General features: G+C 70.0%; 22 protein-coding genes and 1 pseudogene. 11 read left to right on the forward strand and 12 right to left on the reverse strand.

Annotated elements, in window-relative coordinates:
• Window position 1: 1 nt before the first annotated feature.
• The 3 genes from ACJ512_RS02095 to ACJ512_RS02105 form a co-directional block, all read right to left on the reverse strand.
• Window positions 2–133, reverse strand: a complete 132-nt coding sequence (locus ACJ512_RS02095; RefSeq protein WP_407688418.1) for a hypothetical protein — start codon at window positions 131–133, stop codon at window positions 2–4.
• A 287-nt stretch (window positions 134–420) separates the two neighbouring features.
• The gene (locus ACJ512_RS02100) at window positions 421–1,890 is read right to left on the reverse strand and encodes an aldehyde dehydrogenase (RefSeq protein WP_407688419.1); all 1,470 of its coding nucleotides are present in this window, start codon (window positions 1,888–1,890) and stop codon (window positions 421–423) included.
• Window positions 1,891–1,932: 42 nt separating this feature from the next.
• Window positions 1,933–2,703 (reverse strand): class I SAM-dependent methyltransferase, encoded by a 771-nt coding sequence (locus tag ACJ512_RS02105; RefSeq protein WP_407688420.1) that lies wholly within the window; start codon window positions 2,701–2,703, stop codon window positions 1,933–1,935.
• Window positions 2,704–2,745: 42 nt separating this feature from the next.
• Between ACJ512_RS02105 and ACJ512_RS02110 the strand changes: the two genes are divergently transcribed.
• Window positions 2,746–3,939 (forward strand): glycosyltransferase family 4 protein, encoded by a 1,194-nt coding sequence (locus ACJ512_RS02110; RefSeq protein WP_407688421.1) that lies wholly within the window; start codon window positions 2,746–2,748, stop codon window positions 3,937–3,939.
• On the opposite strand, the gene ACJ512_RS02115 is transcribed toward ACJ512_RS02110, so the two are convergent.
• Together ACJ512_RS02115 and ACJ512_RS02120 are read right to left on the reverse strand one after the other, a co-directional pair.
• Window positions 3,905–5,590, reverse strand: coding sequence for a hypothetical protein (locus ACJ512_RS02115; protein ID WP_461479947.1), 1,686 nt, complete (start codon window positions 5,588–5,590; stop codon window positions 3,905–3,907). The genes ACJ512_RS02110 and ACJ512_RS02115 overlap by 35 nt on opposite strands.
• Window positions 5,591–5,611: 21 nt before the next feature.
• Window positions 5,612–6,895 (reverse strand): PorA family protein, encoded by a 1,284-nt coding sequence (locus tag ACJ512_RS02120; RefSeq protein ID WP_407688955.1) that lies wholly within the window; start codon window positions 6,893–6,895, stop codon window positions 5,612–5,614.
• 188 nt (window positions 6,896–7,083) lie between these two features.
• Between ACJ512_RS02120 and ACJ512_RS02125 the strand changes: the two genes are divergently transcribed.
• Genes ACJ512_RS02125 through ACJ512_RS02135 form a run of 3 tightly spaced genes read left to right on the forward strand, consistent with a single transcriptional unit; the run spans window position 7,084 to window position 8,954 of the window.
• The gene (locus ACJ512_RS02125) at window positions 7,084–8,280 is read left to right on the forward strand and encodes an acyltransferase family protein (protein ID WP_407688956.1); all 1,197 of its coding nucleotides are present in this window, start codon (window positions 7,084–7,086) and stop codon (window positions 8,278–8,280) included.
• 49 nt (window positions 8,281–8,329) lie between these two features.
• Window positions 8,330–8,575 (forward strand): hypothetical protein, encoded by a 246-nt coding sequence (locus ACJ512_RS02130; RefSeq protein ID WP_407688957.1) that lies wholly within the window; start codon window positions 8,330–8,332, stop codon window positions 8,573–8,575.
• A complete protein-coding gene (locus ACJ512_RS02135) occupies window positions 8,562–8,954 on the forward strand; it encodes a type II toxin-antitoxin system VapC family toxin (RefSeq protein ID WP_407688958.1) in 393 nt (130 codons plus the stop codon). The genes ACJ512_RS02130 and ACJ512_RS02135 overlap by 14 nt, the downstream gene beginning before the upstream one ends.
• 4 nt (window positions 8,955–8,958) lie before the next feature.
• Here ACJ512_RS02135 and ACJ512_RS02140 read toward each other — a convergent pair whose 3' ends face one another.
• A complete protein-coding gene (locus tag ACJ512_RS02140; RefSeq protein ID WP_407688959.1) occupies window positions 8,959–10,455 on the reverse strand; it encodes an AMP-binding protein in 1,497 nt (498 codons plus the stop codon).
• Window positions 10,452–11,432, reverse strand: coding sequence for a phosphotriesterase family protein (locus tag ACJ512_RS02145; protein WP_369741070.1), 981 nt, complete (start codon window positions 11,430–11,432; stop codon window positions 10,452–10,454). The genes ACJ512_RS02140 and ACJ512_RS02145 overlap by 4 nt, the downstream gene beginning before the upstream one ends.
• Window positions 11,433–11,506: 74 nt before the next feature.
• On the opposite strand from ACJ512_RS02145, the gene ACJ512_RS02150 reads away from it, so the two are divergent.
• Window positions 11,507–13,216, forward strand: coding sequence for an acyl-CoA dehydrogenase (locus ACJ512_RS02150; protein ID WP_407688960.1), 1,710 nt, complete (start codon window positions 11,507–11,509; stop codon window positions 13,214–13,216).
• Here the strand turns inward: ACJ512_RS02150 and ACJ512_RS02155 are convergent.
• Window positions 13,198–13,578: a hypothetical protein gene (locus ACJ512_RS02155; protein ID WP_407688961.1), complete on the reverse strand. Its 381-nt coding sequence runs from the start codon at window positions 13,576–13,578 to the stop codon at window positions 13,198–13,200. The genes ACJ512_RS02150 and ACJ512_RS02155 overlap by 19 nt on opposite strands.
• A 73-nt stretch (window positions 13,579–13,651) precedes the next feature.
• Complete coding sequence (locus ACJ512_RS02160) at window positions 13,652–14,914, reverse strand: amidohydrolase (RefSeq protein ID WP_407688962.1); 1,263 nt, start codon at window positions 14,912–14,914, stop codon at window positions 13,652–13,654.
• Between the two features lie 253 nt (window positions 14,915–15,167).
• Between ACJ512_RS02160 and ACJ512_RS02165 the strand changes: the two genes are divergently transcribed.
• On the forward strand, window positions 15,168–15,842 hold the full coding sequence (locus ACJ512_RS02165; RefSeq protein ID WP_407688963.1) for a TetR/AcrR family transcriptional regulator: 675 nt from the start codon (window positions 15,168–15,170) through the stop codon (window positions 15,840–15,842).
• A pseudogene (locus tag ACJ512_RS02170) lies at window positions 15,839–16,662 on the forward strand (R2-like ligand-binding oxidase). Before ACJ512_RS02165 ends, ACJ512_RS02170 begins: the two are co-directional and overlap by 4 nt.
• A gap of 22 nt (window positions 16,663–16,684) precedes the next feature.
• Here ACJ512_RS02170 and ACJ512_RS02175 read toward each other — a convergent pair.
• Complete coding sequence (locus ACJ512_RS02175) at window positions 16,685–18,061, reverse strand: NADP-dependent succinic semialdehyde dehydrogenase (RefSeq protein ID WP_407688964.1); 1,377 nt, start codon at window positions 18,059–18,061, stop codon at window positions 16,685–16,687.
• Between the two features lie 82 nt (window positions 18,062–18,143).
• Here ACJ512_RS02175 and ACJ512_RS02180 point away from each other — a divergent pair, with 82 nt between their 5' ends.
• Window positions 18,144–19,790 carry an acetolactate synthase large subunit gene (locus ACJ512_RS02180; RefSeq protein WP_407688965.1) on the forward strand — a complete coding sequence of 549 codons (1,647 nt, stop codon included), beginning with the start codon at window positions 18,144–18,146 and terminating at the stop codon, window positions 19,788–19,790.
• Window positions 19,791–19,874: 84 nt separating this feature from the next.
• Entirely contained in the window at window positions 19,875–21,245 is a 1,371-nt protein-coding gene (locus ACJ512_RS02185) for an HNH endonuclease signature motif containing protein (protein WP_461479948.1), read from the forward strand.
• On the opposite strand, the gene ACJ512_RS02190 is transcribed toward ACJ512_RS02185, so the two are convergent.
• Window positions 21,236–21,568 carry a hypothetical protein gene (locus tag ACJ512_RS02190; RefSeq protein WP_461479949.1) on the reverse strand — a complete coding sequence of 111 codons (333 nt, stop codon included), beginning with the start codon at window positions 21,566–21,568 and terminating at the stop codon, window positions 21,236–21,238. The two genes, ACJ512_RS02185 and ACJ512_RS02190, sit on opposite strands and share 10 nt — an antisense overlap.
• Before the next feature lie 129 nt (window positions 21,569–21,697).
• Here ACJ512_RS02190 and ACJ512_RS02195 point away from each other — a divergent pair, with 129 nt between their 5' ends.
• Both ACJ512_RS02195 and ACJ512_RS02200 read left to right on the forward strand, forming a co-directional pair.
• Window positions 21,698–22,591: a LysR family transcriptional regulator gene (locus tag ACJ512_RS02195; protein ID WP_407688904.1), complete on the forward strand. Its 894-nt coding sequence runs from the start codon at window positions 21,698–21,700 to the stop codon at window positions 22,589–22,591.
• A gap of 96 nt (window positions 22,592–22,687) precedes the next feature.
• On the forward strand, window positions 22,688–23,842 hold the full coding sequence (locus tag ACJ512_RS02200; protein ID WP_407688905.1) for an NAD-dependent formate dehydrogenase: 1,155 nt from the start codon (window positions 22,688–22,690) through the stop codon (window positions 23,840–23,842).
• Here ACJ512_RS02200 and ACJ512_RS02205 read toward each other — a convergent pair.
• The gene (locus ACJ512_RS02205; RefSeq protein ID WP_407688906.1) at window positions 23,833–25,275 is read right to left on the reverse strand and encodes a lipase maturation factor family protein; all 1,443 of its coding nucleotides are present in this window, start codon (window positions 25,273–25,275) and stop codon (window positions 23,833–23,835) included. The two genes, ACJ512_RS02200 and ACJ512_RS02205, sit on opposite strands and share 10 nt — an antisense overlap.
• Between the last annotated feature and the right edge of the window lie 14 nt (window positions 25,276–25,289).

Here is a 25,289-nt window from a genome sequence, read left to right on the forward strand (position 1 = left end):
GTCATGCAGCGTGCGAATGCCGGGGTACCGGCCGGTGCATATTACGCGGACCGAAGCGGAACGGCCGCCGCTTGAGGTCTGGCAATTGTCGCGCGAACTGGTAGCCGCCGACGTTGAGTTCGATGATCCACATGGTTTTCTCCCCGGCCGTGTGGGGCCTTTGATTATGCTGAGGATCATATAAGACATCCGTCCAGTGAGCAATTTTTATTCCCTAACTAAACCCTGCACCACGGGAAACGGGTGAGACCGCCGTCACACCGCCCGCTCGGCGCACAAGGTCACGGCCCGGTTTCTATGGTGTATCGCATAATAACTAGGCGGCAGCCGTGCGCCGAAAAAACGCCGAGCGTGCACCCGGCGCGAGAAGTCGGAATCTCGCGGTGAGTGCACGCTCGGCGCGCGGCGTGTCAGCCCTGGCTAGCCCTCGACGGTGTGGCCCATCGGCATGAGCAGGCTCTTCTGCTGGGTGAAGTGCTCGACGCCCTCGGGCCCGTTCTCGCGACCGATGCCCGAGTTCTTGTAGCCGCCGAACGGGCAGCACGGGTCGAAGGCGTACCAGTTGATGGCGTAGGTACCGGTGCGGATCTTCTCCGCGACCTTGATGCCCTTGTCGATGTCGGTGGTCCAGACGCTGCCGGCCAGGCCGTACACCGAGTCGTTGGAGATCTTGATCGCGTCCTCTTCGGTGTCGTATCCGATGATGCTCAGCACCGGGCCGAAGATCTCCTCCTGCGCGATCGTCATCTTGTTGTCGACGTCGGCGAAGACGGTGGGCTGCACGAAGAAGCCGCCGTCCAGGCCCTCCGGGCGGCCCCCGCCGCACACCAGCCGGGCGCCCTCCTCGATGCCCTTGGCGATGTAGCCCTCCACGCGGGAGCGCTGCTTCTCCGAGATCAGCGACCCGATCTGGGCCGCCGCGTCCGACGGCGGGCCCACCGGCAGCGCCTGCACGAAAGTGCTTACCGCCTCGACGATTTCGTCGTAGCGCGAGCGCGGGGCCAGGATCCGGGTCTGGGCCACGCAGGCCTGCCCGGTGTTCATGATCCCGGAGAACACCAGCATCGGGATCGAGGAGGCGAGGTCGACGTCGTCGAGGACGATGGCCGCCGACTTCCCGCCGAGTTCGAGGGTGCACGGCTTCAGCATGTCCGCGGCGCGCCGGCCGATCTCCTTGCCGACGGCGGAGCTGCCGGTGAAGGAGAAGAGGTCGACGGCCGGGTTGGAGGTCAGCGCCTGGCCGGTCTCGACCCCGCCGGGCACCACCGAGAGCACGCCCTCGGGCAGGCCGGCCTCGGCGAAGGCCTCCGCCAAAAGGTTTGCGCTCAGGGGTGTTTCGGCGGCCGGCTTGAGCACCACGGTGCAGCCGGCCAGCAGCGCCGGGCCCAGCTTGTTGACCGCGAGGAACAGCGGCACGTTCCAGGCGACGATGGCGGCCACCACCCCGATCGGCTCACGGTAGACGATGGTCTGCCCGTAGCCGCCGTTGCGGATCTCCCGCCACTTGACCTCGTCGGCCGCGGGGCCGGCGAAGTAGTTCAGCGCGCCGATCGAGCTCATCCAGTGCATGGTCTCGATGCCGGTGGGTGGCTGACCGGTCTCGCCGGCGAGGACCTCGGTGAACTTGTCCTTGCGTTCCTCCATCAACTTCAGCGCGTTGGCGATGACGGCCGCGCGCTCCTTCGGCGGTGTGGTGGGCCAGGGGCCGTTGTCGAACGCGGCGCGCGCCGCGGCGACCGCCGCGTCGACGTCGGCCGCCGCCGCCAGCGGCGTCTTGCCGACGTACTCGCCGGTGGCCGGGCAGTGCACCTCGATGACGTCGGAGGTCGACGGCTCGGCCCACTTCCCACCAATGAAAAGCTTGTCGTATTCGGTCTTGATGTCGCCCATGGGCGCCACCCTACCCAAGGGGACGCGAAACGAGAACATGTTTCATTCCCGCGGTTTGAGGACCAGCACCAGATTGCTGACGAGGAACTCGCGCAGCACCGGCACCGACGTCATCCACCAGGCCCATCGGGGGTGGTAGCGGGGAAATGCGGCGACCGCCGCGCCCGTGCTCGCGGCCCAGGTCAGCCCGTCGGCGGCCGACACCGCGAACAACGACGACCCGTAGTCGTTTTTGGCCCGGTGGCCGTGTTTGCGGGCGTACCGCGCGGCGGCGCGCGCGCCGCCCAGATAGTGGGTCAGCCCCATCTCGTGGCCGCCGAAGGGGCCCAGCCAGACGGTGTAGGACAGGACCACCAGCCCGCCCGGCCTGGTGACCCGCAGCATCTCGCCGCCGAGCTGCCACGGCCGCGGCACGTGCTCGGCGACGTTGGAGGACAGGCAGATGTCCACCGAGTCGTCGGCGAACGGCAGCGCCATGCCCGACGCCCGCACGAACGTGCCGTTCCCCCGGTCGACCGCCGGGCCGCCCGCGTGCATCTCGTTCGGGTCCGGCTCGACGCCGATGTAGCGGACACCGGCGCGGCCGAAGGCCGCCGCGAAGTAGCCGGGGCCGCCGCCGACGTCGAGCAGGGTGCGGCCGGCCGGGGCCTCGCCGCGGCTCGCCCGCCACAGGTCGTCGACCATCGCCGCGGTGTCGGCGGCCAGCGCCCGGTAGAACCGCGGCGGGTCGCGCTGTTCGAACCGGAACGCCGAGAGCAGCCGCAGCGAGCGGGCCAGCGTCGCCCGGCGGGCGAAGACGTCGGTGACGGCCACCGGCCAACCCTATGCAGTCTCCCCCCGGCTAGGCTGAACTCGATGTCTTCCCTGCGCTCCGTACTGCTGTTGTGCTGGCGCGACACCGGCCACCCCCAGGGCGGAGGCAGCGAGGCCTACCTGCAGCGCATCGGCGCGCAACTGGCCGGCTCCGGCGTTGCCGTCACACTGCGGACCGCACACTATGCGGGCGCGCCGCGCCGCGAGGTGGTCGACGGCGTACGGATCGTGCGCGCCGGTGGCCGCTACTCGGTGTACGTGTGGGCGCTGCTGGTGATGGCCCTGTCCGAAGCCGGGGCGCGGCTGGGGCTGGCGCGGCTGCGGCGGGCGCGGCCCGACGTGGTCGTCGACGCGCAGAACGGCCTGCCGTTCCTGGCCCGGCTGGTGTACGGGCGCCGGGTGGTGGTGCTGGTGCACCACTGCCATCGCGAGCAGTGGCCGGTGGCAGGGCCGGTGCTCGGCCGGGTCGGCTGGTTCGTCGAGTCGAAGCTGTCGCCGTGGCTGAACCGGCGCAACCAGTACCTGACGGTGTCGCTGCCCTCGGCCCGGGACCTGGTCGCCCTCGGGGTGGACGACGAGCGGATCGCGGTCGTGCGCAACGGCCTCGACGAGGCGCCGGCGCCGTCGTTGTGCGCCCCGCAGGCGGCGACCCCGCGGGTGGTGGTGCTCTCGCGGCTGGTGCCGCACAAGCAGATCGAGGATGCGCTGGAAGCGGTCGCGGAGCTGCGCCGCCGCCGGCCGGGGATCCCCGGTCTGCGCCTCGACATCGTCGGCGACGGCTGGTGGCGGCGGCGGCTCGTCGAGCACGTGCACTCCCTGGGCATCGCCGACGCGGTGGTCTTCCACGGCCACGTCGACGACATGACCAAACACCACGTGCTGCAGAGCTCGTGGGTGCACGTGCTGCCCTCGCGCAAGGAGGGCTGGGGCCTGGCGGTCGTGGAGGCGGCCCAGCACCGGGTGCCCACCATCGGCTACCGGTCCTCGGGCGGGTTGTCCGACTCGATCGTCGACGGGGTCACCGGCATCCTGGTCGACGACCGCGCCGAACTGGTCGACCGCCTCGAGGAGTTGCTGACCGATGCCGTGCTGCGGGATCAACTGGGCATCAAGGCGCAGACCCGCACCGGCGAGTTCTCCTGGGCGCAGAGCGCCACCGCGATGCGCGACGTGCTGGAAGCGGTTCAGGCCGGGCAATTCGTCAGCGGGCTGGTGTGCGGCGCCGAAGCGCGCTGACCGCCGCGCCGGCGCCGCTACACATCAACAGCGCCAGCCACGCCAGGTGCGCGGCCAGGGTCACGCCGCGCCGGGCCGCGGACACGCCCGGGGTGTCGCCGCCGATCCGGTAGAGCGCGATGTCACGGTCCCGGTAGGCCGGTGTCAGGGCGTCCAGGGTGCGCAGCGCCGCGTCCGTGTCGCCGGGGGTGCCGGATTCGACGACCACCCATCCCACGCCGGCGGAAGCCAGCGCGGACGGCGCGGCGCCCGCCAGCAGCAACCCCTGCACCGCCCGCGCGTGATCGCCCTCCCCGGGCACGAGAACCCCGGAGATGACCAGGTCGCCGCTGCTCAGCACGTCGGCGCGCACCCAACGCGGCAGCGGGTCCAGCACCGGCGCGGGACCGGACCAGCGGAAGCGCCGCATGGTGCCGGCCGGCAACACGACGACAGCGCGGGGATCGGCGTTGACCGCCGCCGCCACGGCCGCCCACCCCGGCGGGTAGCGCACCGGCGCGACCCTGCCGCCCACGCCCCACGCCAGGTCGGGCAGGGCCGCGACCAGCACGGCGCAGCACACCAGCGCCGTGATCGCCGGACGCACCCGGCGTCGCAGCGTCACCACCGCGCCGGCGCCGGCCAGCGCGTAGCCGGGCATCGCCAGGGCCACCCACTTCTGCCCGTCGCGCAGCACCCCGAGGCCGGGCGCGGCGTCGACGAGCGCGCTCAGCGCGTGCAGGCCGGGCCCGGTCGCCAGCGCGGCCGGCACCAGCACCGACACCACCGCCAGCACGAGCAGCGGCGCGGTGGCCCGCCGGCGGGCCACCGCCGGCGCACCGGCCAGCACCACGCCCAGCAGCGCGACAGCCGACCAGATCGCGAAAAGTGTTGCCCGCGAAGCGGGTACGGCCTGGCCGTTCCAGATGCCGCCGAGGCTGGCCAGGCTGAGCAGCGTGCCCAGGCCCGGCTCGGCGCGCGGCGCGAACGCCCGCACCCCCGGCGCCGCGGCGGTGGTCAGCGAGGAGCCCAGCACCGCCGCCGTCAGCCAGGGCAACGCGGCCACCAGCGCGGCGGCCACCGCCACCGCGGCGCACAGCCGGCGCGAGCGCCCCGGGCCCGGCGCCCCGACGCACACCAGCGCGACCGTCGCGGCGAGCAGCAGCCCGGTCGGGGTCAGGCCGGCCAGCGCGATCCAGAACGCGAGGGCGAAAAACCCGCCCGCGCCGCCGGACGACCGCAGCGCGAGCATCGCCGTCGCCACCCACGGCAGGCAGCCGTAGCCGACCAGCAGGCTCCAATGTCCCTGCAGCAGCCGTTCGGCCACGTAGGGGTTCCAGATCGCCAGTGTGGTCGCGACGAACTGGCCGGCCGCGCCCGCCGCCGGCAGCGCCGTGGCGACCAGACGCGCCGCACCCCACCCCGCCAGCCACAGCCCGGCGACGAGCAGCACCTTGACCACGACGCCGCCGTCGACCACCCGCGAGGCCAGCGCCACCGCGAAATCCTGCGGCGTCGCCCGTGGCGCCGACGTCAGTCCCAGGGCACCGTCGGACAGGTACGACCGCGGCGTCGACACCGCGTCGCGCAACAGCAGATACCCGGGCCCGAGCAACGGCGCGGTGACCAGCAGGGCCAGGGCCAGCGCGTACCCGGGCCGAGTCCAGCGCACGGTGAGCCCGTCCGAGCCGGGCTAGTCCCGCTCGGGTGCGCCGCCCGGGGTGTCGGGCTCGGACGCCTCCGGTTCGGCCGGCTCGTCGGACGCCTGAGTCGGCGCATCCGGGTCGGCGCCCTCGCGACTCAGATCGGGACGCTGGGTCGGCAGTTTCTCGGTCTCGGCTTCGGCTCCGGGCACGGGGCCGTCGCCGCCGCGGCCGAAGAACTCCTGGTCGCCGCGGTCCAGGCCGGGATCGGTCAGCGCGCTCTCGGTGCGCAGGCTGAACGAGGCCAGCAGCGCGCCGCCGATCACCGCGATCAGGCCGACCGCGGTGAAGGTGATCGGCAGCACCCGCGACCACAGGGCCAGCCGGTCGCGCTCGTCGCGGGCGGCGTTGACCTGCGATTCGACGGTGTCCTCGTTGGAGGTGACCTTGTAGTCGACGAGCGTCAGCTCCGGCTTCAGCGGATCACGCGCGTAGTAGTGGTTCGCGTGCACGGCCTGCTTGACGATGGTGCCCGACACCGGGTCCACCCAGAAGGTCTTCTGCGCGGCGTAGTAGCGGGTCATGGTGATCTGCTCGCCGGGATCGCCGGGCACGCCCCACATCGACGCGGGGGCGGTGACCTTGCCGTCCTCGTTGCCGCCGTACAGCGACGGGTAGACGACGGGCGCCACCAGCTTGCCGGCGCCGTTGTAGCCGATGTTCTGCGTGAACCGGTACGTCGTCAGCCCGTTGACGTCGTCCTGGCTGTCGTAGTTGACGTCGAACGCCTTCTGCGCGATCGGGTCGAAGTACGGGTACGTCTTCTTCTCGGTGTGGAACGGGAACCGGTAGGACAGCCCGTCGTGGCGCAGCGGGATCGCGGTCGGCGGGTTGTCGTCGCCGAAGGCGCGGGGCTTCTGGACCGAGCCGCCGGGGTGGGTGTCGTCGGACACGGCCATGGCCGTCTTGCGGTTGAGGGTGACGGTGTCGACGATCGCCAGCAGCAGCCCGCTGTCCTTCTGCTTGTCGGTGCGCCGGACCGTCGACCCGGCCTGCAGCGTGACCACGTCGGCGTTGGCGGGCGACTCGACGGTGATCTGCTGCTGGGAGACCAGCGGAACGTTCTTGTTGGTCACCAGGTGTTCCGTGGACAGGGACCCCAGGTCGAGCGCGGTGCCGGTGCCGTTGCTGACCAGCGTGGTGTCGATGTCGAGCGGAACCTTGGTGATCCTGCTGCTGGTGTACGTCGACAGCAGCAGCGCGGCGATCAGCAGGGCGGCTCCGAGTCCGATGATTCCGCACGCGGCGAATCGCAACATGACTGCTCGGTTCACGTTGCCGTGTCCTCCTCATGCTCCATCGAGGCCCCTCGCTGCTCCCCGGGCCCGCCGGCCGGACCAGGCAGCAGGCAAACCCGTTTGACCCTAACAGCAGATCATCGGGCCCCGGCGGAGGAACCTGACGCCGCAGTCGGGTAGTGGGGTGTACCCGGAATGGGGCACGACATCACGGGCACACTGTGATGATGACCGACGGGACGATGACCGACGGCCGGCTGGTGGGGGGGAGCCGCAGCTTCCTGCCCGCGGTGGAGGGCATGCGCGCGTGCGCGGCGATGGGCGTGGTCGTCACCCACGTCGCCTTCCAGACGGGCCACTCCAGCGGCGTCGGCGGCCGGCTGTTCAGCCGCTTCGACCTGGCCGTCGCCGTCTTCTTCGCGCTGTCGGGATTCCTGCTGTGGCGCGGCCACGTCGCGGCGGCGCGCGGCGCCGACACCGCGAGGCGCCCCCGCACCGGGCACTACCTGCGGTCGCGGTTCGTCCGCATCATGCCGGCCTATGTGGTGGCGGTCGTGGTGATCCTGACCCTGCTGCCCGACGCCGACCAGGCCAGCCCGACGGTGTGGCTGGCCAATCTGACGCTCACCCAGATCTACGTCCCGCTCACCCTGACCGGCGGGCTGACCCAGATGTGGAGCCTGTCCGTCGAGGTCGGCTTCTACCTGGCGTTGCCGCTGCTGGCGCTGCTGGCGCGGCGGCTGCCGGTCCGGGCCCGGGTGCCCGCGATCGCGGCGCTGGCGGCCCTCAGCTGGGCGTGGGGCTGGACCCCCCTGGTGGCCGGGCACACCGATTCCGGCGCCAACCCCCTGAACTGGCCGCCGGCGTTCTTCTCCTGGTTCGCCGCGGGGATGCTGCTGGCGGAGTGGGTTTACAGCGACGTCGGGTGGCCGCACCGGCTGGCCCGCCGTCGGGTGCCGATGGCGGTCATCGCGGTGCTGGCCTACCTGGTCGCGGCGTCGCCGCTGGCGGGTCCGGAGGGCCTGGTCCCGGGGACACCGGCGCAGTTCGCGGTGAAGACCGCGATGGGCTCGCTGGTCGCCTTCGCGCTGGTGGCGCCGCTGGTGCTGGACCGGCCCGGCACGCCGCACCGGCTGTTGGGCAGCACCGGCATGGTCACGCTGGGGCGCTGGTCCTACGGGCTGTTCGTGTGGCACCTGGCCGCGCTGGCCATGGTGTTCCCGGTGATCGGGACGTTCCCGTTCACCGGCCGGATGCCGACGGTGCTGGCGCTGACGCTGCTGTTCGGTTTCGCGATCGCGGCGGTGAGCTACGCCCTGGTCGAGTCGCCCTGCCGGGAGGCGTTGCGGCGCTGGGAAAAGGGGCGCCGACTGACGGACGTCCCGGTTGTCGACGCGGAGGCGGACGCCATTGCGCCGTGACGATGTCGATGACCAGCAGTGATGCAGATTTGCATGATACAGTGCGTTTATGCCTAAGACGGTACAGATCCGTGACATCGACGACGACGTCTATGCCGGCCTGCTCCGCCGCGCCGCGGAGGAGGGCATCACGGTGCCCGAACTTCTGCGCCGGGAGGCGGTGCGGCTGGCCTCGCGGCCGTCGATCGCGCAGTGGCTGGCGCGAACCGGACGCCGGCCTTCGACCGTCTCCAGCGCCGAGGTGCTGGCCACGTTGGACGAGTGGCGCGGCGAGTGGCCACATGCTGATCGTTGACGCTTCGTGCCTGTTCGAGGTCGTTGCGGACACACCTCGCTCCGGCGTGATCGCCGCACGCCTCGCCGCCGACACCGAGCACGCCGCGCCGCACGCCATCGATGTGGAAGTGATGGGTGTGATCCGCGCCCAGCACCTGCGCGGCCGGCTCGACGCGACAGGCGCGTCGCAGGCGATCGTCGATCTGCGGGACTGGCCCGGGGAACGCGTGGGCCATCGCTGGCTGCTGGAGCGGGCGTGGCAGCTACGCGATTCGGTGCGTGGCTGGGATGCGTTCTACGTCGCGCTCGCCGAGGCCTTCGAGGCGACGCTGGTGACATTGGATGCGCGGCTGGCCCGCGCGCACGGGACGAAGTGTCGCATCGAGGTCCTCGATTGACCGCTCACCGGGCTTGCGATCGCGCCATGATCTCCGCGCGCACCGCCGAGCGCCGCGCCTTGCCGGCGTCGTCGCGTAACGGGGTGTCGACGAACTCGACGAATTCGGGGCTGCGCGGCAGCTTGTAGGGCGCGAGGTGCCCGCGCAGGAACTCCCGCACGCCGTCGGCGTCCAGCCCCGAGCCGTCGGCGGTGTGCACCAGGGCGTAGGGCACCTGGCCGAGGTCCTCGTGCGGAACCCCGACGACCAGGCACGACAGCACGTCCGGATGCGCCGACAGGGCGTTCTCGATCTCGGCGGGGTACACGTTGCGCCCGCCCACGGTGAACATGTCGACGCGGCGGTCGGACAGGTACAGGAACCCGTCCTCGTCGAAGTGGCCGAGGTCGCCGAGTGAGTCCCAGCCGTCGCGGTTCTTGGCCGTGGCGCCCACGTAGCGGTAGGTCGGCGCGCTGCCCGGGGCGGGTCGCATGTAGATCTCGCCGACCACGCCCGGCGGGCAGGGGTTGCCGTCGTCGTCGAGCACCTTCATCTCCCCGGCGACCACCACGCCGACCGAGCCGCGATGGGTCAGCCACTGGTCGCCGGAGATGAAGGTCAACGCCTGTAATTCGGTGCCGCCGTAGAGTTCCCAGACCTTTTCCGGCCCCAGCAGGTCGATCCAGGCCTGCTTGACGGCCGGCGGGCACGGCGCGCCCAGGTGCCAGAACCGCCGCAGCGACGACAGGTCGTAGGCCCCCGGGTCGGCTTCGCGGGCGGCCAGGTAGACGGGCAGCACCCGCTGCATGATCGTGGGCACCGTCGTCATGAAGGTGACGCGATGCTCGGTGATCAGCCGGAGGAACTCGTGCGGGTCGAACCGGGGCATCACCACCAGGTGGTGGCGCATCAGCAACGCGATCGTCGCGGTGGTGAAGCCGGTGTTGTGGCTCATCGGCACCGACATCAACGTGGTGTCGCCCTCCTGCGCGCCGAGGGGATAGCCGATGGCGGCCGGCACCCGGCTGTCGCCGCCGGACTCGATGAGCTTGGGCCGGCCGGTGCTGCCGCCCGAGCCCATCGCCTTCCACACCGGCGAGACCGCCTCGGGCAGCGCGGCGTCCGACAGCGACGGGTCGGGCGCGAAACCGGCCGGCACGCTGGGGATGTCGGGGCTTTCGCGGCCGACCAGCAGGGCCGGTGGCCGCAGCTCGAGCAGGCCGGTCAACTCCGCCTCCGGCAGCCGCGCCGACAGGGGCTGGGGCACCGCGCCCAGCTTCCAGCACGCCACCGCGGCCTGGATCCATTCGATGGAGTTGGGCAGCACCATGGTGACGTAGTCGCCGACGCCGACGCCGACGCCGCGCTCGGCGTAGGCGCGGGCCAGCCGGTTCGTCGAACGGTCGAGTTCGGCGCGGGTGAGGGTCACCCCGTCGCAGGTGACCGCGGGCTCGTCGGGTGCGAGCGCGGCCAGCGCCGAGATCTGGGTTCCGATCGGCGGAATCGGCTCGCTCTGCGTCACTCGTAGGCGCCCCGTCGCTCGAAGATCTTCCGCGGGTTGTCGACGAGCATCGTGTGCAGCTGCTCGTCGGTGACGCCGCGCTGCTTGAGCGCGGGGATCACGTCGTTGTGGATGTGCAGGTAGTGCCAGTTCGGCATGACCTGCGGCACCAGCTCCTCGGGCAGCGCGTCGAAGTAGCAGTTGGCGTCGTGGGAGAGCACCATCTTGTCGGCGTGCCCGCGCTCGCACATCTGCGCCACGATGTTGACCCGGTCCTCGAACAGGGAGATCACGTCGATGCCGAACCGGTCCATCCCGAGGTAGGACCCGGCGGCGATGAGCTCCTCGAGGTAGCCGACGTCGGTGCTGTCGCCGGAGTGGCCGATGACCACCCGGCTCAGGTCGACGCCCTCCTCCTCGAAGATCTTCTGCTGCTCGAGCCCGCGCCGCAGCCCGGCGTGGGTGTGGGTGGAGATCGGCACCCCGGTGCGCTTGTGCGCCTGGGCCACCGCGCGCAGCACCCGCTCGACGCCCGGGGTGACGCCGGGAGCGTCGGTGGCGCACTTGAGGATTCCGGCCTTGATCCCGGTGTCGGCGATGCCCTGCTCGATGTCGCGGACGAACATGTCGGTCATGATCTCCGGGCCGCCCAGCTCGGCGCCGGGACCCAGGTAGTGGAAATAGAACGGCACGTCGTTGTAGGTGTACAGCCCGGTCGCGACGACGATGTTCAGCTCGGTGGCCGCGGCCACCCGCGCGATGCGCGGGATGTAGCGGCCCAGCCCGATCACCGTCAGGTCGACGATGGTGTCCACCCCGCGGGACTTCAGCTCGTTGAGGCGGTCGATGGCGTCGGCGACCCGCTGCTCCTCGTCGCCCCAGGCTTCGGGATAGTTCTCGGCGATCTCGGTGGTCATGATGAACACGTGCTCGTGCATCAGCGTCACGCCGAGGTCGGCGGTATCGATGGGCCCGCGGGCGGTATTGAGTTCTGACACGCGACTGATGCTAGGTCGGCCGGCGCTCGGCCAACAGGGTCCCGGCGAAGCCGTTTTGGCAGTACGGTCACGTCATGTTGCTCAACCCCAATCACCTGCAGCGCAAATACCCGGACCGTCGCTCGGGGGAGATCATGGCCGCGACGGTGGAGTTCTTCGAGTCGCGGGGGAAGGCCCGGCTGAAGGCCGACGACCACGACCGGGTGTGGTACTCCGACTTCTTGGACTTCATCGCGCGCGAGCGCATCTTCGCCTCGCTGCTGACGCCGGGCGCCTACGGTGCGGACGACTGCCGCTGGGACACCTACCGCATCAGCGAGTTCGCCGAGATCGTCGGCTTCTACGGGCTGAGCTACTGGTACCCGTTCCAGGTCACCGCGCTGGGCCTGGGCCCGATCTGGATGAGCGACAACGAGGACGCCAAGCGCAAGGCCGCCGCCCAGCTCGAAGCCGGCGAGGTGTTCGCCTTCGGCCTGTCCGAGCAGGCGCACGGCGCCGACGTGTACCAGACCGACATGGTCCTGACGCCCCGCGCGGACGGATGGGTAGCGAATGGCGAGAAGTACTACATCGGCAACGCCAACGTCGCCCGGATGGTGTCCACGTTCGGCAAGATCGCCGGCGCCCCGGCACAAGACGACGAGTACGTCTTCTTCGCCGCCGACTCCCGCCACGAGCGCTACGAGCTCATCAAGAACGTGGTGAACTCGCAGAACTACGTCGCCAACTACGCGCTGCGCGACTACCCGGTCACCGAGGCCGACATCCTGCACCGCGGTCCCGGCGCGTTCCACGCCGCCCTCAACACGGTCAACGTCTGCAAGTACAACCTGGGCTGGGGCTCGGTCGGCATGTGCACCCACGCCATGTACGAGGCGATCACCCACGCGTCCAACCGCCGCCTGTACGGCACCGTCGTCACCGACTTCAGCCACGTGCGCCGGCTGCTCACCGACGCCTACCTGCGCCTGGTCGCCATGCGGCTCGTCGCCACCCGGGCCTGCGACTACATGCGCAGCGCGTCGGCCGCCGACCGTCGCTACCTGCTCTACAGCCCGCTCACCAAGGCGAAGGTGACCGGCGAGGGCGAGCGGGTGATGACCGCGCTGTGGGACGTCATCGCCGCGAAGGGCGTGGAAAAGGACACCTTCTTCGAGACCGTGACCCGCGAGATCGGCCTGCTGCCCAGGCTGGAGGGCACCGTCCACATCAACGTCGGGCTGCTCGCCAAGTTCATGCCCAACTTCCTGTTCGCCCCGGATGCCGCGTTGCCCGTGATCGGCCGGCGCGACGAGGCCGCCGACGACGCTTTTCTGTTCGCCCAGGGCCCGACCGGCGGCCTGGGCAAGGTGCGGTTCCACGATTGGCGCGCGGCGTTCGAGCGCTACGGTCACCTGCCCAATGTGGCGTTGCTGCGCGAGCAGGTCGACGTGCTCGCCGAGATGCTGGCGGCCGCCACCCCGGACGCGGCGCAGCAGCGCGACGTCGACTTCGCGTTCGCGGTCGGCCAGCTGTTCGCGGTGGTGCCCTACGCGCAGCTCATCCTCGAGGAGGCCGGGTTGTCGGGAGTGGATCCGGCGGTGATCGACGAGATCTTCGGCGTGCTGGTCCGCGACGTCAACGCCTACGCCGTGGAGTTGCACGACAAGCAGGCGACCACCGACGAGCAGGCCCGCTTCGCGATGCGGATGCTGCGCCGCCCGGCGCACGATCCCGCGCGCTCCGATCAGGTCTGGAAGGAATACGTGCTGCCGATGGGCGGCGCCTACCGGATGCGGCCCTGAGCCGCAATCCGGTTTGCGCGGCTAGTCAGTGGTGTGATCGCGGTCGCGAGATCCGCCGATGCGCCCTGCAGACCGGGAATGAGACCGCCGAACTGCGTGCCCCCGAGCGTGACGGTTTGGGTGACCGGAGGCCCAACCACTGGTTTGGCCACCGCGGTCGCCACCACCGGTTGCAGCGGCGTGAGGATCCCGCCGATCGGGATGGCCGCGGTCAACGACTGGGTGGTAGCGCCCGGGATCGTCAGCAGCGACGCCGGCAGATCCAGCGTGATCGTGCCCTGGCCGTTGAGGAAGCCGTTGGCGATGACGGCCGGAGCATTGGCGAGTGCACCGAACGCGCCCGCGACGTTCCCGGTCTGCACCGCGGTGAGGAACGTCGTGCCGTTCAGCGTCGCGGCCTGCCCGGTGATCGATCGGCACGCCGAGTGCGTCCGCTCACGTACCGAGCAGTTCGAGCATCACATCGCCGGCGACTTTGGCCCCGAACGGGACCGCCGCCAAGTCCACCCGGTAGTCCGGACTGTGCGGGGAGTAGGGAAACAGCTTCCCGGCCGCGAACGCCTCGGTGTACACCTGAGGGTCGGCCACCCCGACGAACAGGTACGCCAGCGGTACGTCATGGTGCGGACCTTTGAGCAGTTGGCAGTCTTCCGACGCCGTCACCGGCGTCAGGTGCGTCAGGACGTGGTCCGGCCCGATCGCCTTGCCCAGCGCCGCGGCCAGCCGCGCGCACAGGTTCTCGTCGTTGACCAGCGGCGTGCAGCCGCCGGGAAGCGTGATCTGCGGGAGCTGATCCTCGGGCATCCCGTAGGTGCGGGCGATGCCGTCGCAGACGGCCCTGATCCCGTCGATCAGCCGCTCGCGCACCTGCGGGTGGAACCATCGCAGATTGACCTTCAGCAGGGCCTGGGTCGGGATCACGTTGTGCGCCGAGCCGGCCCGCACCGAACCGACGGTCAGCACCGCGGTCTCGTGCGGGGGGATCATCCGGCTGACGATCGTCTGGAATTCGACGACCGCCAAGGCGGCCATCAGCACCGGGTCCTTGGCCAGCTGCGGCATCGACCCGTGGCCGCCGACGCCGTGAAACACGATGTCCACCTGGTCGGAGCCGGCCAGGGTCGGACCGCCGGCGGCGGCCACCATGCCGACCGGGCCGGGCGCGGTGTGCATACCGACGAGGTGATCCGGTCTGGGCACCACGTCGTACAGGCCGTCGTCGACCATGGCCTGCGCTCCGGCGATCAGTTCCTCGGCCGGCTGGCCGACCAGCACCGCGGTACCCGACCATGCGTCGGTCGCGCCGGCCAGCACCTTGGCCATCCCCAGCATCCAGGTGACGTGGGCGTCGTGCCCGCACACGTGCGCGACCGGTAACGGGGTGTCGTCCTCGCCGGAAACCTGCACGGTGCTCGCGTAGTCCAGGCCGGTGTTTTCGGCGACGGGCAGGGCGTCCATGTCGGCGCGGTACATGACGGTCGGTCCGGCGCCGTTGCGCAACACTGCCGCCACGCCGGTGCCGCCGATCCCGGTCGTCACCGCGAAGCCCAGCCCGGCCAGCTCGCGGGCGACGATCCCTGCGGTGCGGGTCTCGGTGAACCCCAGCTCGGGATGGCGGTGCAGGTCTTTGAACAGCTCGACCAGGCGAGACGCGTCGGCGTCGACTGCGGCATCCACGAGTTTCGAGCGTGTCGTCATTGCTGCCGGCCTTTCGCTGTCGGAGCGGGCTGAAAGGTCACCTCGGCGATCTCGCTTCGCCGATTCGGTCGCGCACCGCTTGGATCGACGGTAGTCCGCGCACTGGCCCCGGCACCGCCATCGGTCCCGCAAAGACCCCAGTCAGGATGTGGAACGCACAAATCACGCCGGTGTGGCACGCGAACACCGCACCGCTTGACTGTGACGCACCTCACGATAGGGTGACCAGTGGTCACCAACGACGGGAGACACCATGCCAACGGTGACGTGGGCGCGCGTCGACCCGGCCCGGCGGGCCGCCATCATCGAGGCCGCGGAGGCCGAGTTCAGGGCGCACGGCTTCTCCCGGGGCAGCCTGAACGTGATCGCCCGGCGCGCGGGCGTGGCCAAGGGCAGCCTGTTCCAGTACTTCGCGGACAAGCGCGACCTGTACGCGTTCGTCACCGACATCGCCAGCCAGCGGGTGCGCTCCTACATGGAGGACCTCATCCGGGAGGTGGACCCGAGCCGCCCGTTCTTCGAATTCCTCACCGACGTGCTCGACGGCTGGGTCGCCTACTACGCCGAGCACCCGCACGAGCGCGCGATCCACGCCGCGGTGACCCTCGAGGTCGACACGGAGGCCCGCGTCAGCGTGCGCAGCGTCAGCAACCGGCACTACCTGGAGGTGCTGCGGCCGCTGGTGCGCGATGCGCAGGCCCGCGGTGATCTGCGTGCCGACGCCGACGCCGGCGTGCTGTTGTCGCTGCTGTTGATGATCTTCCCGCATCTGGCGCTGGCGCCCTACATGCGCGGCCTGGACCCCGTGCTGGGGCTCGACGAGCCCACCCCGGAGCAGCCGGCGCTGGCCGTGCGCAGGCTCGTCGCCGTGCTCGCGGCGGCGTTCGCGGCACAGCCGGCCCTGCAACGATCCGAGGAGGTCTCGTGAAGAGGACACACGTGGGTTCGCTGGCTGCCGGCGGGCTCAACTGGGACAGCCTGCCGCTCAAGCTGTTCGCCGGCGGGAACGCCAAGTTCCGGGATCCCGCCGCCATCGACTTCTCCCGCGACCGCGCGGACTGGGAGAGGCTCTCCGACCTCGAGCGCGACTACGCCGTCCGGCTGTGCGCCGAGTTCGTCGCCGGCGAGGAGTCGGTGACCGAGGACATCCAGCCGTTCATCTCCGCGATGCGGGCCGAGGGGCGGCTCGGCGACGAGATGTACCTGACGCAGTTCGCGTTCGAGGAGGCCAAGCACACCCAGGTCTTCCGCATGTGGCTGGACGCCGCCCAGGTCCGGGCCGCGGTGACCTACAACCACATCGTGGAGGGCATGCTGCGCTGACCGGCTACTACGCCTGGCACCGGATCTGCGTGGACCGCGGCATCCTGCCCGGCATGCAGCAACTGGTCCGTCACATCGGCGACGACGAGCGGCGCCACATGGCGTGGGGCACCTTCACCTGCCGGCGCCACGTGGCCGCCGGCGACGCCAACTGGGAGGTGTTCGAGACGCGCATGAACGAGCTCATCCCGCTGGCGCTCAAGGTCACCGAGGAGGGCTTCGCGATCTACGGCGACGAGGTGCCCTTCGGCATAGCGCCGGAGGAGATGCTGCAGTACGCCGGCGACAAGGGGATGCGGCGCTTCGGCACCATCTCCGGCGCCCGCGGCCGGCCGGTCGCCGAAATCGACCTCGACTACTCGCCGCTGCGGCTCGAGGACACGTTCGCCGACGAGGACGCCAAGGTGCTTGCCGCCCTCTCGTAGTGGCGGCCGCTGGGCGGGGCGGCTACGCCACCCAGACGCTCTTGGCGTTGCAGAACTCCTTGATTCCCAGCCCGGCCAGCTCGCGGCCGTAGCCGGAGCGCTTGATGCCCCCGAAACCGAGTTCCGGGTAGGACACCGTCATCCCGTTGATGAAGACCTGCCCGGCCTCGATCTCGTCGATGAACCGCCGCTGCTCGGCCTCGTCGCGGGTCCAGGCGTTCGAGCCCAGCCCGAAGCTCGTCGCGTTGGCGATCTCGATGGCCTCGTCGATGCCGGCGGCCCGGTACATCGATGCGACCGGCCCGAAGACCTCCTCGGTGTAGAGCGCCATGTCCCGGGTGATGTCGGTGACCACCGTCGGCGGGTAGAACCACCCCGGCCCGTCGGGAACCTTGCCGCCGGTGCGGACCTTGGCGCCCGCCGCGACGGCGTCGTCGACCTGCTTGGCGATCTCGTCGCGGCCCGACTCGGTGGCCAGCGGGCCCACGTCGGTGTCCGGGTCGGTCGGGTCGCCGACCTTCAGGGCCTGCATGCGCTCGACGTACTTGTCGACGAACGTCTCGTAGATGTCGGTGTGCACGATGAACCGCTTGGCCGCGATGCAGGACTGCCCGTTGTTCTGGACGCGGGCGGTGACCGCCGTCTTGACGGCTTCGTCGAGGTCCGCCGACGGCATCACGATGAACGGGTCGCTGCCCCCGAGCTCGAGCACGGTCGGCTTGATCTCGTCGCCGGCGATGGCGGCCACCGACTGGCCGGCCGGTTCACTGCCGGTCAGCGTGGCCGCCGCGACCCGGGGGTCGCGCAGGATGCGCTCCACGGCGGCCGACGACACCAGCAGCGTCTGGAAGCAGCCGTCGGGGAAGCCGCCGCGGGCGATCACGTCGGCGAGGTAGAGCGCGGTCTGCGGGACGTTCGACGCGTGCTTGAGGAGGCCGACGTTGCCGGCCATCAAGGCGGGCGCGGCGAACCGGACGGCCTGCCAGAGCGGGAAGTTCCACGGCATCACCGCCAGCACCACGCCCAGCGGCTGGTAGCGGACATATGCCCGCGACGCCCCCACCTTTTCCGCGTCGGCCGGCTCGTCGGCCAGCAGCTCCTCGGCGCTCTCGGCGTAGTATCGAAAACCTTTGGCGCACTTGAGAACTTCGGCCTTTGCCGCTTTCAGGGTCTTGCCCATCTCCAGCGTCATCATCGCGGCGGTGGCGTCGGCCTCGGCTTCGAGCAGGTCGGCGGTGGCGTTTGCCCACCGCGCCCGCTGGGCAAAGGTGGTGTTATGGCGGTAGTCCTGGAACCGGGCGTGCGCGCGAGCGATCGCCGCGTCGACCTGCTCGTCGGTCGCCGGGGTGAAGGTTTTGACTGTCTCGCCGGTGGCCGGATTGATGGTGGCGATGGGCACGCTGACATCCTTCGTTTCGCGGTGGGTGTGAAAGGTTCCGATATCCAGCCTGCCACTATCGTGGCGACGAGGGAGGTGCCGGATGACTAAAGCGGCCGAGTTGATGGTCAAGTGCCTGGAAAACGAGGGTGTTTCCGTCGTCTTCGGTCTGCCGGGCGAGGAGAACATCCGCTTCGTGCAGGCGCTGGCCGCCTCCGGCATCCGCTACGTGCTGACCCGGCACGAACAGGCCGCGTCGTTCATGGCCGAGATGTACGGACGCGTCACCGGCCGCGCCGCGGTCGTGTCGAGCACGCTCGGGCCCGGCGCGATCAACATGCAGCTCGGCGTCGCCGACGCGACCACCAACAGCACGCCGCTGGTCGCGATCTCCGCGCAGGTCGGCCACGACCGCGAGTACAAGGAGTCGCACCAGTACGTCGACCTCGTTTCGATGTTCGCCCCGATCACCCGCTGGGCCGCCGCGGTGCCCACCGTGCACGCCATCCCGGAGATGTTCCGCAAGGCGTTCAAGACCGCCGAGACCGAGCGCCCCGCCGCGGTCTATCTGGCGGTGCCCGAGAACATCGATGCGGATGTCGCCGATTACGACCTGAAACCGCTGCGCCGCGACGTCGTCCACGCCGACGCGCCGGCGCCCGGCCAGGTGGAGCGCGCGGTCGCCATCCTGCGCGGGGCGCAGCGGCCGGTGCTGCTGGCCGGGCACGGCGCGGCCCGCAGCGACGCGACCGGGGCCCTGGTGCGCTTCTCCGAGCAGTTCGGCATCAAGGTCGCGTGCACCTTCCACGGCAAAGGCGTCATGCCCGACGACCACCCCAACAGCATCGGGACCATCGGGTTCATGCGGCACGACTACGTCAACTTCGGCTTCGACAACGCCGACGTGGTGATCGCCGTCGGCTACGAGCTTCAGGAGTTCGATCCGATGCGGATCAACCCGCAGGCCGACAAGAAGATCATCCACGTCCATCACTTCCCGGCCGAGGTCGACGCGCACTATCCGGTCGACGTCGGGATCATCGGCGACATCAGCGCTTCGCTGGACGCGCTCACCGAGGCGCTCGACGGCCACCGCTATCACCGCGACGGCGAGGTGCCGGGCTCGGGACTGCTCGCCGAGGAATTCGCTCGGGGACAACAGGATTCGCGGTACCCGCTGGCGCCGGCGCGGATCGTCGCCGACACCCGCGCGGCGCTGGGCCGCGACGACGTGGTCCTGGTCGACACCGGGGCCACCAAGATGTGGATGGCCCGGCTCTACCCGACCTACGAACGCAACACCTGCCTGGTCTCGAACGGGTTGTCCACCATGAGCTTTGCGCTGCCGGGGGCGCTCGGCGTCAAGATCGCCCGGCCGGACGCGAAGGTGCTCGCGGTCGCCGGCGATGGCGCGTTCCTGATGAACTCCCAGGAGATCGAGACGGCCGTGCGGGAGCGGATCCCGTTGGTGGTGTTGATCTGGGAGGACGGCGGCTACGGCCTCATCGAGTGGAAAATGGACCTCGAGCTCGGCGAGCACTGCTACGTCAAGTTCGGCAACCCGGACATCGTGAGCTATGCGGAAAGCTTCGGCGCCAAGGGATATCACATCGACAGCGCCGAGGAACTCCTGCCGACGCTGCGGACCGCGCTGGCCGACGACGGCGTCTCGCTGATCTGCTGCCCGGTCGACTACTCGGAGAACCTGCGGCTGACCAACCGCCTCGGGGAGCTGGACGAGACGCTGTAGTTTCATTGAAATAACTTGTGTCACTTGTGTTTCTGTGGTCACATTCCGGGGTTTTCTGTCGGTGGGTGCGCATAGTTTCGGGGTGTGAGTGTTGACCGGGAGGCGTTGGGTGCGGCGTTCGACGCGCTCGACGCCGACCTGGACACGCTGCTGGGGTTCGACTGCGAGGCGTTGACCACCCCGGAGTTGCTGGCCTGGCTGGGCCGGGTGGAAAAGGTGCGCCGGCGCCTGCCCGCCCTCGAGCATGCGGTGATCAACACCCTGGCCCACCAAGCCACCCCGGAGGAGTTGGGCGGCAAACTCTCCCACGCCATCGCCGAGGCCACCCTGATCTCGCGTGCTGCAGCCAACCGGCGGGTGCGCGACGCCGCCGACCTGGGCGAGCGCCACGGGCTGACCGGGGAACCCCTACCCCCGGTGCTGGCCGAGACCGCCGAGCGTCAGCGCCAGGGCACGCTCGGTTGCGAACACGTCACCGTGATCCGCCACTTCTGCCACCAGCTGCCCGGCTGGGTCGACCAACCCACCCGCGACCGCGCCGAAGCCGACCTGGCCCGCCACGGCACCCACATCCGCCCCGAACAACTCGGCACACTGGCCGAGCAACTCGACAACGCCCTCAACCCCGACGGCAACTACACCGACACCGACCGGGCACGCCGGCGTGGGCTGATCCTGGGCGCCCAGGGCCCCGACAAAATGTCGCACCTGAGCGGCTGGATCACCCCCGAACTGCGCGCCACCCTCGAAGCGGCGTGGGCCAAACTCGCCGCGCCGGGCATGTGCAACAACCTCGACGACAAGCCCTGCGTCGACGGCACCCCCACCCAGGACGCCATCGATAAAGACACTCGCGGCCCCGCCCAACGCCAGCACGACGGCCTGCTCGCCGCGCTGCGCGCGATGCTGGCCTCCGGGGAATTGGGTAAGCACAACGGGCTGCCCGCCTCGATCATCGTCACCACCACCCTGGCCGAACTCGAAGCCGCCGCCGGACAAGCTCTCACCGGCGGGGGCACCCTGCTGCCGATGAGCGATGTCATCCGCCTGGCCCGCCACGCCCGCCACTACCTGGCCATCTTCGACCAAGGCAAAACCCTGGCCCTCTACCACACGAAGCGGTTGGCCTCACCCGCGCAGCGAATCGTGTTGTACGCCAAGGACCGCGGCTGCAGCGCACCGGGCTGCACCGTGGGCGGCTACTACTGCGAAGTCCACCACGTCACCCCCTACGCGAAATCCGGCACCACCGGCATCGACGACCTCACCTTCGGCTGCGGCGGCCACCACCCCATCACCGAAAAAGGCTGGACCACCCGCAAAAACACCAACGGCGACACCGAGTGGATCCCACCCAAACACCTCGAGCGCGGCCAACCCCGCACCAACACCTACTGGCACCCCGAAAAACTCCTGCGCCACGAAGACGACGAAGACGACGACGATCAGTGCTGACTCAGGGACCTTCTCTTCGCCGCTACTGCGTGGTCCAGAACGAACCACCGGGCGGGGCGACGAGGTACGGGTCGCCGACGCAGTACGCGTTGTCCGCGGTCGCCCCCGCCCTCCCCCTCGGCAAGGATGCGGCAGTCGGTCGCGCCGCGGCGCGCGGCGCAATGGTTCACCGCATACGCCTCGACATGGTCCAGGCTGGCCAGGCCGCCGCCCACCGTGGTTTCGAAGGTATGGGTGGAGTCCGATCCCGCCATCACGATGTAGCCGCCGTCGGCAGCGATCACTGCGGACGCGATGGACTTTGAACAGGACGCCAGTTTCACCCGCGACCAGTGTATCCGCCAGTCAGGCCGAATTGGCCTGCGCCGGAAGAGCCTACTGTTTCCTTCTCGAATCCCCGGTGCCGGTGACACCCCGACCGCGACGCGCGGGCGGCGTGATCGAATGAGTCCGTGTTGTTCCGTCAGCTGGAGTACTTCGTGGCGCTGGCTCGTGAGCGGCATTTCGCGCGCGCCGCCAGCGCCTGCTACGTGTCGCAGCCCGCCCTGTCGGAAGCCATCCGCAAGCTCGAACAGGAACTCGACGTGCCGCTGGTCCGGCGCGGCCAGAAATTCGAGGGCCTCACTCCCGAAGGCGAGCGGCTGGTGCACTGGGCGCGGCGCATCCTGGCCGACCGCGACGCCCTCAGGCAGGAGGTCACGGCGCTGCAGACCGGCCTGACCGGCGACCTCCAGCTGGGTGTGGTGCCGGCGGCCTCGACTACCGTTGCGCTGCTCACGGATCCGTTCTGCGCCGCGCACCCGTTGGTCCGGGTCCGGCTCGAGATGAATCTGCGATCCGCCGGAATCGTCGAACGCGTCCGCCGGTTCGAACTCGACGCCGGGATCGTCTACCCCGACCAGCAGGACACCGACGAGCTCGTCGTCACCCCGCTGTACCGGGAGCGGCCCGTGCTCATCGCCGGTACCGAATTGCTCACCGGCCGCTCCGGCACCATCGCCTGGTCCGAAGCGATCGAATTGCCGCTGTGCCTGTTGACACCCGGCATGCGTGGCCGCCGGCTCATCGACGACGCGCTGCAACGCCAGGGGCTCGAGGTGACGCCGCAGCTGGAGACCGACTCCCTGGTGACCCTGCTCGCCCATGTACGCACGGGCCGGTGGGCCAGCATCGTCCCGCAACCGTGGATCGAAACGCTCGGCCCGCCCGCGGGGCTCGTCACCCTGCCGCTCGACCAGCCGCCGGTCAGGGCGCTCATCGCGCTCGTCACCAACAAGGCGGAGCCCGGCTCGCCCATAACCCGCGCGCTGCTACAGGTCGCGCGCGACGGGCCTCATCACCCGTGATCGGCGTGGCCTATCACGCGGTCGGAACCACGTCTTGGACACCTGGGTCGCCGTCCTCCGAGACTGGGATCGGTTGTCGCCGAAGGAGGATTCTCAATGGCCAGGTGCGTGATGGTGCTCTATCCCGATCCCGTCGGCGGGTACCCGCCGACCTACGCGCGCGACGGGATCCCCGAGATCGCGGGTTACCCCGACGGCAGCACCCTGCCGTCCCCGGCACGGACCGACTTCACCCCCGGGGAGCTGCTGGGCTGTGTCTCGGGCGCGCTCGGGCTGCGGGAGTTCTTCGAGGAGCGCGGTCACGAGTTGATCGTGACGTCGGACAAGGACGGGCCGGATTCGGAATTCGAACGGGCCCTGCCCGGCGCGGATATCGTGATATCCCAGCCCTTTTGGCCGGCGTACCTCACCGAGGAGCGCATCGCCGAAGCCCCTCGGCTCAAACTGGCGCTGACCGCGGGGATCGGCTCGGACCATGTGGATCTCGACGCGGCGAAGCGTCGCGGCATCACGGTGGCCGAGGTGACGTACAGCAACAGCATCAGCGTCGCCGAGCACACGGTGATGCAGATTCTGGCGCTGGTGCGCAACTTCCTGCCGTCGCATCGCTGGGCCGTCGAAGGCGGCTGGAACATCGCCGACTGCGCGCAGCGCGCCTACGACCTGGAGGGCATGGACGTCGGGCTGATCGCCGCCGGCCGGATCGGGCGGGCGGTGCTGCGCCGGTTGGCGCCGTTCGACGTCAACCTGCACTACACCGACACGCGCCGGCTCGCACCGGAAGTGGAGAAGGAGCTGAACGTGACGTTCCACCCCGACGTAGAGTCGCTGGTGAGGTCCGTCGACGTCGTGTCCATCCACTCGCCGCTCTACGAGGACACCCGCCGGATGTTCGACGAGAGGCTGCTGGCCACGATGCGGCGCGGCTCCTACATCGTCAACACCGCACGCGGCGAGGAGACCGTACCCGAAGCCGTCGCCGCCGCGCTGGCGAGCGGTCAACTCGCCGGCTACGCCGGCGACGTGTGGTACCCGCAGCCGCCGCCGGCCGACCACCCATGGCGCACCATGCCGAACAACGCGATGACGCCGCATGTTTCGGGCACCACCCTGTCCGCCCAGGCGCGCTACGCCGCCGGAACCCGCGAGATCTTGGAGTGCTTCTTCGCGGGGACGCCCATCCGTCCCGAGTACCTGATCGTCGAGGGCGGGAGGCTCGCGGGCACCGGAGCGCTGTCCTATCAGAGGTAGCGCGCCGCCTCCTGCAGCGTCATCGGCGCGACGTACCCGCCCACCTGGGTGCGATGCCACCACGCCCGGTCGCGCCGCAGTTCCGCCGGTGTGGTGAACCGGTACTCGTAGAGCTGCGCGCGCACATACCGGGGCGGGGCGCCGGGAAAGGGGTTGTGCCGCAACAGGCGAAGCGTCGGGCGGTCGTTGCGCAGCAGCCGCTGCAGCAGTGGTCGCAGCCACGGCTGGGCGTAGCCGGGGGAGATGGCCGCGAACCACATCAGCCAGTCCAGCCGCAGGTGATACGGGGCCCACTGGCGGGGCATCCGGCGCACCGCACCCGGTTTGCCCTTGAACTCGTATTCCTTCCAGACGGTCTGGCCGGTGATCTTGGCATCGTCGGTCCCCTCGATCACCACCTCCCGCCGCACCCGGCCGATGCTGCCGAAGGCGCCGTAGGTGTTGACCAAGTGGAACGGGTTGAAGGACATGTTCATCCGCTGGCGCGCGGAAAGCATGTTGCGCACCGGCCAGTAGCTCAGGAACGACACGGCCACGGTGAACGCCAGCACCAGGGCGGCGAACCACACCGGCGGTGAAGCCGGCGCGGAATGCGCGGGCACCGGCAGCAGCGCGCTCCAGGAGGAGTCGTCGATCGCGCTGCACGCCAACAGGATCGTCACCCAATTGAGCCAGGCGAAGTTGCCCGAGGCCACCAGCCACAGCTGTGTGACGACGACGATCGCCGCGGCGATGCCGGCCACCGGCTGCGGTGCGAACAACCCGAAAGGCACGATGAGCTGGGCGAAGTGGTTGCCCGCCACCTCGACGCGGTGCAGCGGTTTGGGCAGGTGGTGGAAGAACCAGCTGAACGGACCGGGCATCGGCTGCGTCTCGTGGTGGTAGTACAGGCACGTCAGGTCCCGCCAGCACTTGTCGCCCCGCATCTTGATCAGCCCGGCGCCGAACTCGACCCGGAACAACAGTAGGCGGGCCATCCACAACGTCAGCACCGGCGGGGCCGCGCGGTCGTTGCCGAGGAAGATCACCAGAAAGCCGGCCTCCAGCAGCAGCGACTCCCAGCCGAACGAGTACCAGGCCTGCCCGACGTTGACAATCGACAGGTAGAGAACCCACAGCGTCAGCCACATCAGCATCGCGGCCCACAGCGGCGCGAGGTCGCCCGCGCCGGCGACGACGGCCGCCGCCAGCGCCGCACCGAACCAGGAGACGCCGGCGAACACCCGATCGGAGTAGGCCAGATGAAAGACGCTGGGCGCGGTCCAGAACGACCTGCTGGCCAGGTACCGCGGCACCGGCAGGATTCCGTGCTCCCCGATCAGGGCGCGAAACTGCAGGGCGGCCCCCACGAACGCCACCAGGTAGACGGCGGCGGTGCCGCGCTCGAGCACCAGTCTGCCCAGCCAGTATTCGGGTGCGGACAACCAGCCCATGGCCATGACTCCTC

It is taken from the genome of Mycobacterium cajalii (assembly GCF_045809005.2).
In the GTDB taxonomy this organism is placed as follows: Bacteria; Actinomycetota; Actinomycetes; order Mycobacteriales; family Mycobacteriaceae; genus Mycobacterium.

Coding starts and splice junctions, on each gene's coding strand:
- ACJ512_RS02205 (WP_407688906.1), bottom strand. CDS start 25,275: ATGGGCTGGTTGTCCGCACCCGAATACTGGCTGGGCAGACTGGTGCTC.
- ACJ512_RS02200 (WP_407688905.1), top strand. CDS start 22,688: ATGGCCAGGTGCGTGATGGTGCTCTATCCCGATCCCGTCGGCGGGTAC.
- ACJ512_RS02110 (WP_407688421.1), top strand. CDS start 2,746: ATGTCTTCCCTGCGCTCCGTACTGCTGTTGTGCTGGCGCGACACCGGC.
- ACJ512_RS02125 (WP_407688956.1), top strand. CDS start 7,084: ATGATGACCGACGGGACGATGACCGACGGCCGGCTGGTGGGGGGGAGC.
- ACJ512_RS02160 (WP_407688962.1), bottom strand. CDS start 14,914: ATGACGACACGCTCGAAACTCGTGGATGCCGCAGTCGACGCCGACGCG.
- ACJ512_RS02135 (WP_407688958.1), top strand. CDS start 8,562: ATGCTGATCGTTGACGCTTCGTGCCTGTTCGAGGTCGTTGCGGACACA.
- ACJ512_RS02150 (WP_407688960.1), top strand. CDS start 11,507: ATGTTGCTCAACCCCAATCACCTGCAGCGCAAATACCCGGACCGTCGC.
- ACJ512_RS02165 (WP_407688963.1), top strand. CDS start 15,168: ATGCCAACGGTGACGTGGGCGCGCGTCGACCCGGCCCGGCGGGCCGCC.
- ACJ512_RS02130 (WP_407688957.1), top strand. CDS start 8,330: ATGCCTAAGACGGTACAGATCCGTGACATCGACGACGACGTCTATGCC.
- ACJ512_RS02095 (WP_407688418.1), bottom strand. CDS start 133: ATGTGGATCATCGAACTCAACGTCGGCGGCTACCAGTTCGCGCGACAA.
- ACJ512_RS02180 (WP_407688965.1), top strand. CDS start 18,144: ATGACTAAAGCGGCCGAGTTGATGGTCAAGTGCCTGGAAAACGAGGGT.
- ACJ512_RS02100 (WP_407688419.1), bottom strand. CDS start 1,890: ATGGGCGACATCAAGACCGAATACGACAAGCTTTTCATTGGTGGGAAG.